The organism is Caballeronia sp. AZ10_KS36, from assembly GCF_023631105.1.
Taxonomy (GTDB): domain Bacteria; phylum Pseudomonadota; class Gammaproteobacteria; order Burkholderiales; family Burkholderiaceae; genus Caballeronia.
The window spans coordinates 210,296-225,989 of the sequence record NZ_JALQDQ010000016.1; the positions used below are offsets into that span (position 1 = coordinate 210,296).

The 15,694-nt window shown below is 64.3% G+C and carries 17 protein-coding genes; 4 read left to right on the forward strand and 13 right to left on the reverse strand.

The window, feature by feature from the left end; translation table 11 throughout:
- Window positions 1-10 precede the first annotated feature (10 nt).
- The 7 genes from hscB to NCR35_RS09760 all read right to left on the reverse strand — a co-directional run bounded on the left by hscB (window position 11) and on the right by NCR35_RS09760 (window position 5,250).
- Window positions 11-541, reverse strand: coding sequence for a Fe-S protein assembly co-chaperone HscB (hscB, locus tag NCR35_RS09730; protein WP_244846649.1), 531 nt, complete (start codon window positions 539-541; stop codon window positions 11-13).
- 84 nt (window positions 542-625) lie between these two features.
- Entirely contained in the window at window positions 626-949 is a 324-nt protein-coding gene (iscA, locus tag NCR35_RS09735) for an iron-sulfur cluster assembly protein IscA (RefSeq protein WP_175940523.1), read from the reverse strand.
- A gap of 99 nt (window positions 950-1,048) precedes the next feature.
- Window positions 1,049-1,477 (reverse strand): Fe-S cluster assembly scaffold IscU, encoded by a 429-nt coding sequence (gene iscU, locus NCR35_RS09740; RefSeq protein WP_250534200.1) that lies wholly within the window; start codon window positions 1,475-1,477, stop codon window positions 1,049-1,051.
- A 48-nt stretch (window positions 1,478-1,525) separates the two neighbouring features.
- A complete protein-coding gene (locus tag NCR35_RS09745; RefSeq protein ID WP_206466554.1) occupies window positions 1,526-2,749 on the reverse strand; it encodes an IscS subfamily cysteine desulfurase in 1,224 nt (407 codons plus the stop codon).
- Window positions 2,750-2,840: 91 nt separating this feature from the next.
- Window positions 2,841-3,368, reverse strand: a complete 528-nt coding sequence (gene iscR, locus NCR35_RS09750; protein WP_040050918.1) for a Fe-S cluster assembly transcriptional regulator IscR — start codon at window positions 3,366-3,368, stop codon at window positions 2,841-2,843.
- A gap of 127 nt (window positions 3,369-3,495) precedes the next feature.
- Window positions 3,496-3,978, reverse strand: a complete 483-nt coding sequence (locus NCR35_RS09755; RefSeq protein WP_250534201.1) for a low molecular weight protein-tyrosine-phosphatase — start codon at window positions 3,976-3,978, stop codon at window positions 3,496-3,498.
- 129 nt (window positions 3,979-4,107) lie between these two features.
- Window positions 4,108-5,250, reverse strand: a complete 1,143-nt coding sequence (locus NCR35_RS09760) for a DUF3734 domain-containing protein (protein ID WP_250534215.1) — start codon at window positions 5,248-5,250, stop codon at window positions 4,108-4,110.
- A gap of 481 nt (window positions 5,251-5,731) precedes the next feature.
- On the opposite strand from NCR35_RS09760, the gene NCR35_RS09765 reads away from it, so the two are divergent.
- Window positions 5,732-6,577: a 23S rRNA (adenine(2030)-N(6))-methyltransferase RlmJ gene (locus NCR35_RS09765; RefSeq protein WP_250534202.1), complete on the forward strand. Its 846-nt coding sequence runs from the start codon at window positions 5,732-5,734 to the stop codon at window positions 6,575-6,577.
- Window positions 6,578-6,587: 10 nt separating this feature from the next.
- On the opposite strand, the gene NCR35_RS09770 is transcribed toward NCR35_RS09765, so the two are convergent.
- Window positions 6,588-6,932: a hypothetical protein gene (locus NCR35_RS09770; RefSeq protein WP_250534203.1), complete on the reverse strand. Its 345-nt coding sequence runs from the start codon at window positions 6,930-6,932 to the stop codon at window positions 6,588-6,590.
- A gap of 100 nt (window positions 6,933-7,032) precedes the next feature.
- On the opposite strand from NCR35_RS09770, the gene copM reads away from it, so the two are divergent.
- Window positions 7,033-7,437 carry a CopM family metallochaperone gene (copM, locus tag NCR35_RS09775; protein ID WP_244846660.1) on the forward strand — a complete coding sequence of 135 codons (405 nt, stop codon included), beginning with the start codon at window positions 7,033-7,035 and terminating at the stop codon, window positions 7,435-7,437.
- Between the two features lie 96 nt (window positions 7,438-7,533).
- Here the strand turns inward: copM and NCR35_RS09780 are convergent, their stop codons facing one another.
- Both NCR35_RS09780 and cueR read right to left on the reverse strand, forming a co-directional pair.
- Entirely contained in the window at window positions 7,534-7,680 is a 147-nt protein-coding gene (locus NCR35_RS09780) for a DUF3563 family protein (protein WP_175940530.1), read from the reverse strand.
- A gap of 222 nt (window positions 7,681-7,902) precedes the next feature.
- The gene (cueR, locus tag NCR35_RS09785) at window positions 7,903-8,289 is read right to left on the reverse strand and encodes a Cu(I)-responsive transcriptional regulator (RefSeq protein ID WP_244846661.1); all 387 of its coding nucleotides are present in this window, start codon (window positions 8,287-8,289) and stop codon (window positions 7,903-7,905) included.
- A 95-nt stretch (window positions 8,290-8,384) separates the two neighbouring features.
- Here cueR and NCR35_RS09790 point away from each other — a divergent pair, with 95 nt between their 5' ends.
- Both NCR35_RS09790 and NCR35_RS09795 read left to right on the forward strand, forming a co-directional pair.
- On the forward strand, window positions 8,385-8,591 hold the full coding sequence (locus NCR35_RS09790; protein WP_175940532.1) for a heavy-metal-associated domain-containing protein: 207 nt from the start codon (window positions 8,385-8,387) through the stop codon (window positions 8,589-8,591).
- Window positions 8,588-9,517 (forward strand): dTDP-4-dehydrorhamnose reductase family protein, encoded by a 930-nt coding sequence (locus NCR35_RS09795; protein ID WP_250534204.1) that lies wholly within the window; start codon window positions 8,588-8,590, stop codon window positions 9,515-9,517. Before NCR35_RS09790 ends, NCR35_RS09795 begins: the two co-directional genes overlap by 4 nt.
- Before the next feature lies 1 nt (window position 9,518).
- Here the strand turns inward: NCR35_RS09795 and NCR35_RS09800 are convergent, their stop codons facing one another.
- From NCR35_RS09800 to imuA, 3 genes are read right to left on the reverse strand one after another with little or no spacing between them, the layout of a single operon-like run.
- On the reverse strand, window positions 9,519-12,983 hold the full coding sequence (locus tag NCR35_RS09800; RefSeq protein WP_250534205.1) for an error-prone DNA polymerase: 3,465 nt from the start codon (window positions 12,981-12,983) through the stop codon (window positions 9,519-9,521).
- Window positions 12,984-12,988: 5 nt separating this feature from the next.
- Entirely contained in the window at window positions 12,989-14,599 is a 1,611-nt protein-coding gene (locus tag NCR35_RS09805) for a Y-family DNA polymerase (protein ID WP_250534206.1), read from the reverse strand.
- Window positions 14,544-15,407 carry a translesion DNA synthesis-associated protein ImuA gene (imuA, locus tag NCR35_RS09810; RefSeq protein WP_250534207.1) on the reverse strand — a complete coding sequence of 288 codons (864 nt, stop codon included), beginning with the start codon at window positions 15,405-15,407 and terminating at the stop codon, window positions 14,544-14,546. Before imuA ends, NCR35_RS09805 begins: the two co-directional genes overlap by 56 nt.
- Window positions 15,408-15,694 lie beyond the last annotated feature (287 nt).

The following is a 15,694-nucleotide window of genomic DNA, read 5'->3' on the forward strand; positions in this document are numbered from 1 at the left end:
GCGCTCGCCTTCAGGCGTTTTCCAGCCGCTCGATCTGAGCGCCGATCTCATGCGCGACGCGTTCGATAAACATCAGCTGACGCACCGCTTCGCTCGCCGCCTGATCCGCATTGCTGTCGATGAGCGCTTCCAGTTTGGCGAAGCGCACGCGCTCCTCATCGCGCAATTCGGTCAGCAGCGATTCGAGCGCACCGACGTTCTTCGCCGCGGCGGCATCTTCGATATTCTCGCGCCATTCCATCTGCTGCATCAGGAACGCAGGCTCCATCGCCGTGTTGTTCTCCGCCCCGACGTCGATGCCGCGCAGCGACAGCATATAGCGCGCGCGCTTTAACGGATCGCGCAGCGTCTGATACGCCTCGTTGGCGCGCGTGGCCCACTGCATCGCGAGCCGGCGCTGCGCGTCGCCGGCGGCGGCGAAGCGGTCGGGATGCACTTGCGCCTGCACGGTGCGGTAGGCGTCGTCGAGCCGGTCGCGGTCAACGGCGAAAGTCGGCGGCAGGCCGAAGAGATCGAAGTGGCTGTCGGTGAGCGTTGCCATGGCGTTATCAGTGAGTTCGGGATGCGCGAATGAAAAAGGCGGCCCGCGCCGCCTCTTGTGCCGAAACCGCCGGCGTCACGCGCGTCAAACGCGGAACGATTCGCCGCAGCCGCATTCGTCTTTCGCGTTCGGATTGTTGAAGCGGAAACCTTCGTTCAGCCCTTCGCGCGCGAAATCGAGCTCGGTGCCGTCGAGGTACGCGAGACTCTTTGGATCGATCACGATTTTCACGCCCGCCGATTCGAACACCATGTCTTCGGGCGCCAGTTCGTCGACATATTCGAGCTTGTAAGCCAGACCCGAGCAGCCGGTCGTGCGCACGCCCAGGCGCAGGCCCACGCCCTTGCCGCGCCGCGTCAAATACTTCTGCACGTGTTGTGCCGCCTTCTCCGTCAACGTGATTGCCATAGTCGTCGCGTCTCTCGCGCTCAAATCGTGCTTCCCGCAGCGCCGCCGCGTTGGGGCGGCGGCGCTGCGGCCTTTCCCTGCCACCTGCGTGATGCCGGCTTACGCTGCGTGCTGCTTCGCCTGCGCGTCTTCGGCTTGGCGGTCCGCCGCGCCGTGACGCTGCTTGTAGTCGGCGACCGCTGCCTTGATCGCGTCTTCCGCGAGAATCGAGCAGTGGATCTTCACCGGCGGCAGCGCCAGTTCTTCGGCGATCTGCGTGTTCTTGATCGACAGCGCCTCGTCGAGCGTGCGGCCCTTCACCCATTCGGTCACGAGCGAGCTCGACGCGATGGCCGAACCGCAGCCGTACGTCTTGAACTTCGCGTCCTCGATGACGCCGTCCGCGCCCACGCGAATCTGCAGCTTCATCACGTCGCCGCATGCCGGCGCGCCGACCATGCCGGTGCCGACAGCGTCGTCGTCCTTCGCGAACGAGCCGACGTTGCGCGGGTTTTCGTAGTGGTCCAGAACCTTGTCGCTATAAGCCATGATTCAACTCTCCGTATGTTCGTTTCGCGTGGACGCAGTGCGCTTCGTTCAGTGCGCAGCCCACTGGATGCTCGAAATGTCGATGCCGTCCTTGTGCATTTCCCAGAGCGGCGACAGGTCGCGCAGTTTCGCAATCTTGCTCTTGAGCAGGTTGACGACGTAATCGACGTCCTGCTCGGTCGTGAAGCGGCCGACCGTGAAGCGGATGGAGCTGTGCGCGAGTTCGTCGTTGCGGCCGAGGGCGCGCAGCACGTACGACGGCTCGAGCGAGGCCGACGTGCACGCCGAACCCGACGACACCGCCACGTCCTTCACCGCCATGATCAGCGACTCGCCTTCGACGAAATTGAAGCTGATATTGAGGTTGTGCGGCACGCGGCGTTCCATGTCGCCGTTGACGTACACCTCTTCGATTTCCTGCAGGCCGTGCAGGAGGCGGTCGCGCAGCATGCGAATGCGCTCGTTTTCCGTCGCCATTTCTTCGCGCGCGATGCGGAACGCCTCGCCCATGCCGACGATCTGATGCGTCGCGAGCGTGCCGGAGCGCATGCCGCGCTCGTGGCCGCCGCCGTGCATCTGCGCTTCGATGCGCACGCGCGGCTTGCGACGCACATACAGCGCGCCGATGCCCTTCGGGCCATACGTCTTGTGCGCCGAGAACGACATGAGGTCGACCTTCAGCTTTTGCAGATCGATCTGAATCTTGCCGGTGGCCTGCGCCGCATCGACGTGGAAAATGATGCCCTTCTCACGCGTGATCTCGCCGATCGCCTCGATGTCCTGAATCACGCCGATCTCGTTGTTCACGCTCATCACGGAAACGAGAATGGTGTCCGGGCGGATTGCCGCCTTGAACGTGTCGAGGTCGATCAGACCATCTTCCTTCACGTCCAGATACGTGACTTCGTAGCCTTCGCGCTCGAGCTCGCGGCAGGTGTCGAGCACGGCCTTGTGCTCGGTCTTCACCGTGATGATGTGCTTGCCTTTGCTCTTATAGAAGTGCGCCGCGCCCTTGATGGCGAGATTGTCCGATTCGGTCGCGCCCGACGTCCAGATGATCTCGCGCGGATCAGCGTTCACCAGCGCCGCGACCTGCTCGCGCGCTTCCTCGACCGCGCGCTCCGCGTCCCAGCCGTACTGGTGGCTGCGCGAGGCCGGATTGCCGAACTGCTCGCGAAGATACGGAATCATCTTGTCCACCACGCGCGGATCGATCGGCGTCGTCGCGCTGTAGTCCATGTAAATGGGCAGGTGGGGGATATCGTTGTTCATCAGTCGCTCCGGGAAAATCGGTCAAATCGCATGGCTGGGTCGCTGGCGCCGCGTTGCAGTACGTTCTGCGGTTCGCGGCGGCCGGGCGGGCTCAGCCAGCCAGATTGAAAATGGAATTCGGACCCTTGGGCACGACGCGCGCCGCCTCGACGCCCGCCGGTTCCGCGCGCCGGTCGCGCAGCACCGCCGCGGAGCCTTCGCGGGCGCGCTGCTGGTCGACCAGATCTTTCAGCGAGACGGAATCGAGATACTCGACCATCTTCTGATTGAGCGTCGCCCAGAGTTCGTGGGTCATGCAGTGGCCGTCGTGCTGCTTCGTGCCTTCGCACGTGCCCTTGCCGCCGCACTGGGTGGCGTCGATCGGCTCGTCCACCGCGATGATGATGTCCGCCACCGTGACGTTCTCCGCCCGGCGCGCGAGGTTGTACCCGCCGCCCGGACCGCGCACCGATTCGACGATCTCGTGCCGGCGCAGCTTGCCGAACAACTGTTCGAGATAGGAAAGCGAGATGCGCTGGCGCTGACTGATGCCTGCCAGCGTCACCGGGCCCTGCTCCTGGCGCAGCGCCAGGTCGATCATCGCCGTGACGGCGAAACGGCCTTTCGTGGTGAGTCTCATAATTGGGGGCTAACGCTAATACTCGATGATTTTCGTCAAGTATAAATATCCCACAGTTTTAGTCAAGTATCCGGGCGGAATAAGTAACGATTTAGTCGATCTTTTCGCCGCCGGCAGCGCCCGCGAGCTACGGCCGCAGTTGCGCCCGCAACGCGTTCAACAAGCCCTCGCAGGCGTCCTCGCACTGGTCCAGCACGCGCTCGAAGCCTTCGTCGCCGCCGAAATACGGATCGACGACCACGCGGGTGTCGTCGCGGGTGGCGAACTCCATCAGCAGCCGGATCTTGTCCCGGTACTCCGGCGGACAGACCGAGGCGAGCGCGGCAGCGTTGGCGTCGTCCATGACGATGAACAGGTCGAAGCGGGCGAAATCTTCTGCCGCCACCTGACGGCCACGCAGCGTCGACAGGTCGTAGCCGCGCTTTTTCGCGGCGCGCTGCGCTCGCTCGTCCGGCGGCTGGCCGATGTGCCAGTCGCCCGTGCCCGCGGAATCGATGACGATCCGGTCAGCCAGTCTCGCCCGCTCGACCAGTTCGCGCATGACCGCTTCCGCGCTGGGCGACCGGCAGATGTTGCCGAGACAGACGAAGCAGATCGCGATCGAGTTCATCGGGCAGAACGGGAAAATGGGTGTTGGACGCCGCGCAGACAGCCGCGCGTTCGAATGCGCTCGGATTATACAAAGGCTCGTCTGAACGCGCCCGGACGGGCGGCGACCGGCGCTCTCTCCCGCGCAGGATCAACGCTTCTCGCGATGAATGTCGTGCGTGACGAAGCCGCTCTCGCCGTTCGGCATGTCGAGCCAGTCGCGATGCGCCAGCGTGCGGCGGATGTCGGCGAGCCCTGTCTCCCAGTGCTCGCGCATTGTCGAGAAGCCGAACTGATAGTCCTTGTACTGGCCCTCGTACTCCTTCTGCCGATAGATCAGGTGGATGATGTTGTAGCGCTTGCCGCAGGCCAGTTCGGCGGCGCGTCGGCACCACTCGTCGGTGTCGCGAAGCGCCTCGGGTACGAGGTCGAGGACGTGCTTAAGCACGTTGCGGTACCGCTGGGCGCGCTGCATTTCGTCCGTGACGAGCCGCGTGCGGCTCGAATACTGTATGTCCTTGATGCGGCCCGTGACATCGACGATATTGTCCGGCACCGGCCCGCGCGCGCTCCAGAGATCGACTTGGAACGCTAGCGTATCGCGGCGCGGCGTGGCCTGCGCGACCTCGTAGAGCGGCGTGTTCGACATGAGGCCGCCGTCCCAGTAGAACTGTCCGTCGATCTCGACGGCGGCAAAGCCCGGCGGCAGTGCGCCCGAGGCCAGAAAATGCTCGGCGCGCAACTTCGTCCGCGTGTTGTCGAAGTACGCGAAATTGCCGGTTGCCACGTTCACCGCGCCGACGGACACGCGCGTCTCTCGGGAATTGATGCGGTCGAAGTCGCAAAGGCGTTCGAGCGTAGCCTTGAGCGGAGTCGTATCGTAATAGCTCGCGGTCTCAGGCGAACTCGATGCCACCGGCGACGGCGGCGGAAGGCGGGGCACGAAGAACCCCTTCTGCCCTTCGACGAGCGCATCGACCGCCTGCAACGCGGTAAAGGCCTTTCGGATCTGGTCGCTCGAATTGAAGAACGCGCGCTCGACGAACGCGGGCAGCGGAAAGCCGAACGCCGGCTGACAGATGGTTTCCCAGAATTCCCGCAACCGCTCGACGCGATGCTCCGGCGCATTCCCCGCGATGATCGCGGTGTTGATCGCGCCGATCGAGATGCCGGCGATCCAGTTCGGGTGAATATCCGCTTCGTGCAAGCCCTGGTAGACGCCGGCCTGATATGCGCCGAGCGCGCCGCCGCCCTGAAGCACGAGCGCGATGGTCTCGTAGGGCGGCAAGCTCATGCGCGGCGCTTGTTCGTGGCTGCGTTGCCGTCCGAGGGCTGGGTTGTCGTCGCTTTCTGACATGAGGCCTCGTTCCTTATTGCATGTTCCGGCCGCGGCTCACCACAAACGATTGCCCGGTGAGCGGCGCCCATTCGAACGTGGTCTGCGCCACGTCTCCGACCTTGTCGACACGCCATGGCGCGGCCGATGCCGCTTGCCGCGCCTATGACCACCGCCGTCTAACCTCCTGTCGGAAGACTGAATGACAACATGCGAGCCATGCGACCATCAAGCTGGCCGTTCGGCATAGGAGGATTCGCGCTTGCTCGCATGGATCGCCTAGGCCGTTTGGCCAGCTATTGCGCGAAACCGCGAACGGCTATTGTGCACGAACGTAGCGGCGCGCCGGCAGCGGCCGGCCGAGCCGAATAGCCGCGCGCACGTGCTCCGCTACAATTGATCGCTTTCGCTTTTCATCGCTTCTTGCGGGCCACTCGTCATGCTCAGTTACCGTCACGCCTTTCACGCGGGCAACCACGCCGATGTGCTGAAGCACGCCATCGTCGTTCAGATGCTTCGATATCTCGGGCTGAAAGACAAATCGTACTGGTACATCGACACGCATGCCGGCGCAGGCGTGTACTCGTTAGCGGAAGGCTTCGCGGCGAAAAACGCGGAGTACGAATCGGGCATTGCGCGATTGTGGGATCGCACCGACTTGCCGCCGCTGCTCGCCGATTACGTCGACGAAGTGAAGGCGTTGAATCCGGACGGCGCATTGCGCTTTTATCCGGGCTCGCCGTATCTGGCTTGGCGCGCGATGCGCGAGCAGGACCGCATGCGGCTTTTCGAGTTGCACAGCACGGAGATCGACGTGCTGCGTCACAACTTCCGCGACGCCGGCCGCCGCGCGATGATCTACGACGGCGACGGATTCGAAGGCATCAAGGCGATTCTTCCTCCGCCGCCGCGCCGCGCGCTGGTGCTGATCGACCCGTCCTACGAAGACAAGCGCGACTATGCGCGGACGGTCGAATGCCTTGAAGAATCGCTCAGGCGCTTTGCCACCGGGACCTATGCGGTGTGGTATCCGCAAGTCTCTCGCATGGAGTCCCAGCGTTTCGCCGATCAGCTGAAGGCCATCCAGCCGACGGGCTGGCTGCATGCGACCCTCACCGTCAAGGCCCCGCCGGCGGACGGCCTCGGCTTGTTCGGCAGTGGCATGTTCGTCCTGAATCCGCCCTATAAACTCGCGAGCGAGTTGAAGCAGGCGTTGCCGTATCTGGTCGATGCGCTCGGCCAGGATGCGGGCGCTTCATTCAAACTGGAGCAGCGCGCGGACTGATCGCGTCGCATCAGGGGTAGGCTTCCCGTCGCCGGCGCGAGTGGCTCGGGTTGGTCGTCGCGGGCGTTGCCGTCTGCCCGCCATATTCAATATACGGCGAAACCACGATCGGCTGCTGCTCCTGTGGCGGCAGTCCGGGTAACGTCGCCATCGGGACCATGCCCGGCGCGCCGAGGGGCGCGCTTTGCAGGATCGTCCCGCTCACGCCGCTGTGAATGCCGGTTTGAGTATCCAGCACGAGCGGTTCGCCGCCGGGTTTGGCGAATGCCAGGTCGCCGTGGCAAAGTGCCACGGCATACGCTGCGCAGGCCGCAACGAGGCGCGTCTGCGTCGTCTTGGAGAGGTGGCGTGTCATCGATCGCTCTATTCGGTAGACGAAACGGCTTTACCTTACCCCGGTGGCAAGCTTTAGGCTAGGCGCTCACATCCACATTGACCGTTCTTTCGGGAGAATCATGAAGTCGACACGGAATCTGCTGCGCGCTGTACTCGCCGTCATCACCGTTTCCTTCAGCGTAAGCGGCTTCGCCCAGACGGCGGCGTCTTCGCACGACAGCATGTCGGGCATGAAGCATGGCATGCCCGCCAACGAGGATGCGCCCTCGAACGCAGCTTTCCAGGCCGCCGATGAATCCATGATGTCGAGAATGTCAGACGTTCAGTACACCGGAGACGCCGACCGCGATTTCGTCGCGCACATGATTCCGCACCATGAGGGCGCGGTCGAAATGGCGAAGGTGGAGTTGAAGTACGGCAAGGACGCGAAGCTGCGCAAGCTGGCGAAGGACATCGTCGCCGCGCAGGAGAAGGAAATCGCATTCATGAAACAGTGGCTTGCGACGCATCCGGCGCAGAAGTGACGCCGCTTCGAATGAAAGCCGCAGAAACGACAAAGCCCCGCATGGCGGGGCTTTTCATTCACACCTGGCGCGCTTCGCGGCGCGCGGGCTCGGGCTTCAGATGTTATAGCCGTTGTTTTCGAGCGAACGGATACGCTTTTCGAGCTGGACGACGTCCGACGATTGAGCCAGGTATTCTTCGCGGCGGCGCTGTTCGGCGGCTTCAAACCAGATGCTGAGTTTTTCGAGCAGGATTGCAAACATGGTGTTCTCCAAGGATTAGTGCTGGTCCCTGGCGGTTCGGGTCAGGGATAACCCGCATTAGGGATAACCCGGATTATAGCTGACTCGTCTGAGTCATGTGAGTGAAATGCCCGCATGGGGTGCATTCATTTTCGGAATGGTGCTGGACGCGCAGTTCCGTAAGTTACTGATTCCACGGAATACGTCTAGGACACTGGAGAAATATGCACTGTCTTAGTGCGCTCACTGCGCCAATTTGTCCAAAATCGGGCAGTCCGGGCGCTCGTCGCCTTGGCAATGCCTTGCGAGGTGTGACAGCGTGTCGCGCATGTCCGTCAGCTCCGCGATCCGGCGATCGAGCTCCGCGACATGTTCCAGCGCGATTGCCTTCACCTCGGCGCTCGCTCGCGTCCGGTCATGCCACAGCGCCAGCAGCTTGCGAATATCCTCGACGAGAAAGCCCAGACGCCGCGCCTGCCGCACGAACCGCAGCGCATGGACTTCCTGTTCGCCATACACGCGGTATCCCGATGACGTCCGGCCGACCGGCGTGAGCAAGCCGACGCTCTCGTAATAGCGGATCATCTTCGCGGTGACGCCCGACGCGCGGGCCGCTTCGCCAATGTTCATCCTGTTCTCCTTCGACTTTCCGCCGACTCTACACCTTCCCATGATGGCAAGGTATACGATGTCGATACTTCCACCCATTTCAAGAGGAAAAGGACATGACCGAATTCGAAGTCCAAGGCATGAGTTGCCAGCATTGCGTCGCTGCCGTCACGCGGTCGATTCAGGAGATCGACCCAGAGGCGCAGGTTCGCGTCGATCTGGAGCGCGGTACGGTCGCGGTCGAATCGACGCAGACGGAGCAGGCGCTGAAGGACGCCATCGACGATGCCGGCTATACCGTCGTAGGCGCGGCTTCCGCATGACAGGCGGTCGGGGGTTCACTGTCGCGCTGATCGGCGCGTCCGGTCTTCTGGGGCGCGCAGTATCGGCCGAACTCGCCAGCGTGGCGCCGTGGCGCGTCGTGCGTACCGCGCACCGGCGCGCGAGTGCGAACAGCGTGCCGCTCGATATCCGCGATCACGACGCCGTGCGCGCCTTTCTGCGCCGAGAAAGGCCAGATGCCGTCGTGATCGCGGCAGCGGAGCGTCGGCCGGATGTGTGCGAAAACGACCCGCCGCTCGCCCGCGCGCTCAACGTGGACGCCGTGCGCGTTATCGCTACCGAAGCGAGCACGCTCGGCGCGTGGGTCCTGTCGATTTCGACGGACTATGTTTTCGACGGCACGTCTGCGCCCTACTTCCCCGACGACACGCCCGCGCCGCTGAACGCCTACGGGCGCAGCAAGCTCGACGGCGAGCGCGCGTTGCTGGAAGCCGATCCGCGATCGTGCGTGCTGCGTCTGCCGCTGCTTTACGGACCGGTCGTCGACTGGAGCGAATCGGCGGTGACGAGCCTGACGCCCGCCATCGTCGCCTCCGCCGATCCGGCAAAAGCGCCGGCTTCGATGGATGCGTGGGCGACGCGTTACCCGACCTACACACCGGACGTCGCGGCGGTGATCCGCGGCATGCTCGAACATCACGCTCGCGGCGCGACGATTTCCGGCATCACGCAATGGTCCGGCGACGAACCGATGACGAAGTTTGATATCGCCGAGCGCATCGCGCGCGTGCTGAAGGTTGACGCGAAGCTCGTCGCGCAACGGGAGCCGACCGACGCGACGCCGCGCCCGCGCGATTGCCATCTGGATTCGGGCCGCCTGGAGTCGCTCGGCATCGGGCGGCGCACACCGTTCGATACGGCGATCGAACGGCTGCTCGCGAATTATCCGGCGCTGCCGTCGTTGTGATTCAGTGAAAGTCGCGGCTCGACGCGGCAAGGCGCCCAAGCAGCGCCGTGTGATCTTCGAGCCGTTGCGCGACCAGATGCCGCACGTCGCCCTCGTTCTGCCACACGCCATGCACGCCGAGGAGCGACGCGCCGAGCAACACCTTGCGCTGCTTCTCGACGAGCCCCGGCCAGACGATCACGTTGATCGCGCCGGTTTCGTCCTCGATCGAGACGAAGATCGTGCCGTTCGCCGTGCCCGGCCGTTGCCGCACCGTCACGATGCCGCACGCCCGCACGACGCGCCCGGTCTTGAGTTCCGCCAGATCAGCGGCCGTCCGGAAGCGCAGGCGCGCCAGCCGCGCGCGCAACAGCGCGAGCGGATGACGATTGAGCGTGAGCCCGAGACTCGCGTAGTCATCGACGATTTCGCGGCCCTCCGATGCCTGCGGCAACGCGAGCGGCGCCTCGGGCATCGGCGCATCGCGCAGCAATTCCGGCGCGCGCTGCTGCGCGGTCACCGCCCACCACGCCTGACGCCTGTGCCCCGCGATGCTCGCGAGCGCGTTGCCCGCTGCGAGCGCCTCGAGTTCCCGGCGCGACAAGGCGGCGCGGCGCGTGAGATCGTCGACATCGAGGAAAGGCGCCTCGGCCCGCGCGATCATGATCCGCTCGGCCGCGGCTTGCGGCAGACCTTTGATCAGTTGCAGGCCGATGCGCACGCCCGGCCCGCCCGCACCGTATTGCTGCGCCGGCAGCTGGACACGCGCGGCGAGCTTGCGCGCGCCGCGCCGCATGGTCTTGCGAAACATCTGATGCGGCAACGGCGCGCCGTAAAACTGCTGACGCCGCTGCTCCTTGCCGGCATCGAAAACGACGCGCTCGCCCTTGCCCGGCGGCAATTCGAGCACCGATTCCCAGTCGCTCAGCGAAACATCCGGCGCGAACACGTCCACGCCGTGCCGCCGCGCGTCCTGCACGAGTTGCGACGGCGAATAAAAGCCGAGCGGCTGACTATTCAGGAGGCCGGCCAGAAACGCGGCGGGCTCGTAACGCTTGATCCACGCGCTGAAATAGACGAGCAGCGCGAAACTCGCCGAATGGCTTTCCGGGAAGCCATATTCGCCGAAACCCTCGATCTGCTTGCAGACGCGCGCCGCGAACTCGTGCTCGTAGCCGCGCGCAAGCATCTTCTTCATGAGATCGGCCTGATACTCTTCCAGATGGCTGCCGCGTCGCCAGGCGGCCATCGCGCGGCGCAGCTGGTCGGCCTGCTCAGCCGTATAGCCTGCCGCGACCATCGCGAGCTTCATCACCTGTTCCTGAAAAATCGGCACGCCGAGCGTACGGCCGAGCACAGGCCGCAGTTCTTCCTTCGGATAATCCTCTTCCTCCAGACCCTGCTTGCGCCGCAGATACGGATGCACCATGCCGCCCTGAATCGGGCCGGGCCGCACGATCGCCACTTCGATCACGAGGTCGTAATACTTTTGCGGCCGCAAGCGCGGCAACATGCTCTGCTGCGCCCGCGACTCGATCTGAAAGACGCCGATGGTGTCCGCGCGGCAACACATTTCGTAGACGGCTTTGTCCTCGCGGCGAATGTGCGACAGGCCGAATTGCGGGATGCCCCGCCGCAGCGCGACGAATTCGAGCGCGCGGCGGATCGCCGACAACATGCCGAGCGCGAGAACGTCCACTTTCAGGAGCTTGAGCTGATCGATGTCGTCCTTGTCCCACTGGATCACGCAGCGGTCTTTCATCGCGGCGTTTTCGATCGGCACGAGCCGCGACAGCCGTTCCCGCGCGATCACGAAGCCGCCGACGTGCTGCGACAAGTGGCGCGGAAAACCGCGTAGTTCGCGCGTCAGGCGAATCAGATGCCGCGTGATGTGCGAGTCCTCGCTGAAGCCCGCTTCCCGCAGATAGCCGGCCACCGCCGACGGCCCGTCCCACCACTGCTGCGCCTTGCCGATTCGCTCGATCAGCGAGGCATCCAGTCCGAGCGCGCGGCCCACGTCCTTCAGCGCACTGCGCGTGTGATACGTCGTGACCGACGCCGCCAGCGACGCGCGATGCCGCCCGTATTTCCGGTAAATGTACTGAATGACTTCCTCGCGCCGCTGGTGCTCGAAATCGACGTCGATATCGGGCGGCTCGTTGCGCGCCTGGGAGATGAATCGCTCGACCAGCAGGCCCATTCTGACCGGATCGAGTTCGGTGATGAAAAGACAGAAGCAGATGATCGAATTCGCCGCCGAGCCGCGCCCCTGGCACAGAATGCCCTTGCTGCGGGCAAAGGCGACGATGTCGTAGACCGTCAGGAAGTATTTCTCGTAGCCCAGGGTGGCGACGAGCGCGAGTTCCTTGTCGATGAGACCGATGGTGTCGGCATCGAACCCGTTCGGCCAGCGCACCTTCGCGCCCGCCATCACGCGTTTGCGCAGATAGCTCGCGGGCGTTTCGCCCGGCGGCACGAGCTCTTCGGGATATTCGTACTGAAGCTCGTCGAGACGGAACGTGCAGCGGGCGGCCACTTTCAGCGTTTCCGCGATCGCCGCCTTCGGATACAGCGCGCCGATACGCAGGCGCGTGCGCAAATGCCGCTCCGCGTTTGCTTCGAGCGCATAGCCGCATTCGGCAAGCGGACGGCCGAGGCGAACGGCAGTCAGCGTGTCCTGCAAGGGTTTGCGCGAGCGCGCGTGCATCAGCGCGCCGCTTGCCGCGACGAGCGGCAGGCCGCTCGCCTCCGAAATGACGCGGCACGAAGCGAGGCGCTCGTCGTCGCTGCCGTCCTGCCAGAGTTCCAGCGCAAGCCACGCGCGGCCCGCCGCGAAGCTGGCGAGCCAGTGCGCGCGTTCGAGCGTGTCGGCGAGCGTGGCCGCGCGTTGCGGCACGAGAATCAGCAGGCAGTCGGGCAAATGCTTCAGATGCGCGATGTCGCCGCGCAGATCGGCGGCATCCGTGACATTGGACGACGCGGCCGGATCGGTGAAATCTTCGGGCCCAAGCCGATACTGGCCCTTCGGCGAACGCGAGCGCGCGAGCGAGATCAGCTCGGACAGATTGCCGTAGCCTTCGCGGTTCGTCGCCAGCGCGATGAGCGTGCAGAACGGTTGGCCGTCGGCATCGGTCAGATTCAATTCGCTGCCGATGATTAGCTTGAGTGTCGATTGGTCGGGCAACGGCTGCCCGGCGAGCCGCGCCGCTTCGACTGCGGCTTTGACCTTGGCCTCGATGTCCTTGATCGCGGCGTGCGCGCGCACGACGCCCGCGAGCGAGCATTCGTCCGTGATCGCGAGCGCGGTATAGCCGTGCTCGAGCGCCGCAGCGGCCAGTTCCTGCGGATGCGACGCGCCGCGCAGAAACGAGAAATTGCTGATGCAATGCAGCTCCGCGTATCCGGGCAGAAGCGTGGACGCGGACACGGCGCCGGAAAAGTCTCCGCCCTCGTCGGCCAGACCGATGATGTCGTTGAGATCGTCCATCGGCGTCATCCAAAGAATCCGTGCAGGAACCACGCGCCGCTCAGACGCTCGCGGTACAGCCAGAACATGCGGCCGCGATCGTCGGAGGCGACGTAGTAATCGCGCTGGACGCCATTGCCGTCCCACCAGCCCGCTTCGATGCGCTCCGTCCGGCTGATGAGCTTCAGCGGACGGCGATAGAACGGCCGCTCGTTGCGCAACTGCAGCTTTTGCGGCGTTTCGAGGATCCACGACGGGCGCGGCTGCGAAGGCACGGCCCGATCGGGAAGTTGCAGCGGCTCGTCGGTTTCGGTCTCTGGCTGGTCTTCCTGCGCTTCATCGGGGGTTTCTTCGGATGTTTCGTCGGATGCGCTCTCGGCATGCTTCGGTTTCTTTGCGCGCTTGGGCTTGCTCTCGCGCACTGCCTGATAAGGCTCGACCGTCATCGCCGCTTCCGGCCGATGATCCTCGCGCGCAACCAGTTGCACGACGTTCTCCGCGCCCAGGCGCGCGCTCAGACGTTCGAGCAGTTGCGCCATCGATTCGTTATCGGAAGTGGGCATCGGAAACAGCGTGTCGGACGGCGGCGCGTGCTCGCAGACTTTGTCGGCAAATAACTTCATCTCGATGACCGGAGCTGCGAGCGTCGTCTGATTCAGCTTTTCGCGCAGCAGCCAGAGGACATGATCGGCGTCGCGCGTCGGCACGGCCCAGGCGACCTTGAGCGTCGATGTTTTCGGCGCGTGGCGCGCGGCCAGTTCGTGCTCCAGCAGCAGCGAGAACTCGCTCACCGCGGCGTGATGCGCGCTCAGCCAGCCGGCCAGTTGCAGCACGAGCCGGCGCGCTGCGAAAAGCAGCGCTTCGGCGCTTTCCACGCGTGCCTGTAATTCCAGCCGCGCCTCGAACGATGCCGGCGCACAGAACGCCTCCCGCGGATCGGGCGCCTGGCCGTAAGCCTGCGCGAGCCATTGCAGAATGCCCTGCCCGAACCGCCGCGCGACGCCCTTGCGCGGCAGGCGGCGCAAATCGGCGAGCGTCGAACAGCCGATCTGTTCGAACACGTTCCCATGCGATTCCGCCGACGGAACGAGGGACACCGGCAACGCGTCAAGCACGCGCACGAGCGTCGTCTCCTTCACGATGCGCACGCGACGCGTCACGCGGCGAGTGCGCGCATGCGCGAGCAGCCAGGCGCCCCACGCGGTCGGCGCACAGCCCATTCGCGACGTGAAGCCGCATCCTTTCACCGTCGACGACACTTTGGCGATCAGTGGCCGCAGCCCGCCGAAAAGCCGCGTGCTCGCACCGACTTCCAGCAGCACCGTATTCGCATGCGCGAGCACGACCTTCGGCGTGAACGCGAGCAACGCCAGCGCGACTGCTTCGAGCGCGCGCTGCTCCGCGTTGACATCGACCGCGAGCAGCGTCAGCCGCGGCGCCAGCGCGAACGCGTGAGAGCGCGTGCTGCCGGGCCTCACCCCCAGCCGGAACGCGATGAGGTCGGGCAGCAGAATGCGCGCATGATCGGCGAGCGCGAAACAGGGCTGATCGATGTCCTGCGCGACTGGCGTGTCGGCGCGGTCACTCGGCGTCGGCCTCGCTCCAGGCGAAATCGAGCCGGCCGATGCGCATGGCATCGATGGCGGCTTGACTGCTTCGAGCGATAAAAGCGGCAATGTCACCGCTATCCACAACATGTTTGACCTCTCGTGCTTTCCTTTGCTGGCTGGCGCGGCGCAAATGCTCGGGCAACGCGGGCAACTGCAGCGGCAAGCGCAAATGCAACGGCTTTTCGAGCAACGGACCGCGTCGCTTGATGATGCTGATCTCCAGCATGACGACTTGCATCCATTCGCGACGATTCATCGTCGGTGCGGCTGCGGGCAGCATCGGCTTGCAGACCATTCGCAGCGGCGCCGCCGATGATTGCTTCGCGGCATTCAATGGACGAAACAGGAACGCCAGCGATTGCGACTCTTGTGCAGCAACTTGCAATCGCCGCAAGGCTTCGGGGCGCGCCTTGGGGAGCCAGATCAACACAGCGCCGATGCCCTCCTGCTTGAGCGACTGCTCCGCGGCCCACAGCACCTGATCGTCGGGCGCCTTGACCCAGACGAGCTTATTCGGCGCGATGTTCATTGCCCGAAACGCGGCGTGATTGGGCATCCAGGGGGGCGCGATGAAGACAACGGAGCGGCTTTGAACCGTCGTCAAGTCCCGCAACGTGCGCGCGAGCAGCCGGATTTCACCGACGCCGCTTTCTTCGATCAGCACTTCGGTCACGGTGCCCGGCTGCCAGCCTGCGCCTGGCAACGCCAGATCAAGCATTCGATAGCCGCTCGGAACGACGCCTGAATGCGAGGTGGTGAACTGCTCGCCTTGCCATAGCTGCTGCTGTAGGCGCGAAGTCAGTCCGATGTCCAGTAATGAAAGTGCGGCACCCATGGATTCCCGTCTGCCGGATGCAGAGTCCGCTCATGCGTGAACACGAAGCGGCTCCGGTTGATACTGTACATTTATACAGTATTTCGGAGTGCGCTGGGGAATGGGTGGAAAGATCCGAAGAGGTGGGACGGGGAGCGGGTGAGGAGGGGCTTTTCGTGAGTCCAACGCAAAAACCCCACCTTTTCGGGGTGGGGTTTTTGTTTGAGCAAGGGGGAGCCTGACGATTACCTACTTTCACACGGGCAATCCGCACTATCATCGGCGTGGAGTCGTTTCACGGTCCTGTT

Bases quoted from the DNA above. Each gene is read 5' to 3' on its own strand.
- NCR35_RS09780 (WP_175940530.1), bottom strand. From the start codon at position 7,680: ATGTTTGCAATCCTGCTCGAAAAACTCAGCATCTGGTTTGAAGCCGCC.
- NCR35_RS09745 (WP_206466554.1), bottom strand. From the start codon at position 2,749: ATGAACAACGATATCCCCCACCTGCCCATTTACATGGACTACAGCGCG.
- iscU (WP_250534200.1), bottom strand. From the start codon at position 1,477: ATGGCTTATAGCGACAAGGTTCTGGACCACTACGAAAACCCGCGCAAC.
- hscB (WP_244846649.1), bottom strand. From the start codon at position 541: ATGGCAACGCTCACCGACAGCCACTTCGATCTCTTCGGCCTGCCGCCG.
- NCR35_RS09765 (WP_250534202.1), top strand. From the start codon at position 5,732: ATGCTCAGTTACCGTCACGCCTTTCACGCGGGCAACCACGCCGATGTG.
- imuA (WP_250534207.1), bottom strand. From the start codon at position 15,407: ATGGGTGCCGCACTTTCATTACTGGACATCGGACTGACTTCGCGCCTA.
- copM (WP_244846660.1), top strand. From the start codon at position 7,033: ATGAAGTCGACACGGAATCTGCTGCGCGCTGTACTCGCCGTCATCACC.
- iscA (WP_175940523.1), bottom strand. From the start codon at position 949: ATGGCAATCACGTTGACGGAGAAGGCGGCACAACACGTGCAGAAGTAT.
- cueR (WP_244846661.1), bottom strand. From the start codon at position 8,289: ATGAACATTGGCGAAGCGGCCCGCGCGTCGGGCGTCACCGCGAAGATG.
- NCR35_RS09795 (WP_250534204.1), top strand. From the start codon at position 8,588: ATGACAGGCGGTCGGGGGTTCACTGTCGCGCTGATCGGCGCGTCCGGT.
- NCR35_RS09755 (WP_250534201.1), bottom strand. From the start codon at position 3,978: ATGAACTCGATCGCGATCTGCTTCGTCTGTCTCGGCAACATCTGCCGG.
- NCR35_RS09770 (WP_250534203.1), bottom strand. From the start codon at position 6,932: ATGACACGCCACCTCTCCAAGACGACGCAGACGCGCCTCGTTGCGGCC.
- iscR (WP_040050918.1), bottom strand. From the start codon at position 3,368: ATGAGACTCACCACGAAAGGCCGTTTCGCCGTCACGGCGATGATCGAC.
- NCR35_RS09790 (WP_175940532.1), top strand. From the start codon at position 8,385: ATGACCGAATTCGAAGTCCAAGGCATGAGTTGCCAGCATTGCGTCGCT.
- NCR35_RS09800 (WP_250534205.1), bottom strand. From the start codon at position 12,983: ATGGACGATCTCAACGACATCATCGGTCTGGCCGACGAGGGCGGAGAC.
- NCR35_RS09760 (WP_250534215.1), bottom strand. From the start codon at position 5,250: ATGAGCTTGCCGCCCTACGAGACCATCGCGCTCGTGCTTCAGGGCGGC.
- NCR35_RS09805 (WP_250534206.1), bottom strand. From the start codon at position 14,599: ATGCCATGCGCATCGGCCGGCTCGATTTCGCCTGGAGCGAGGCCGACG.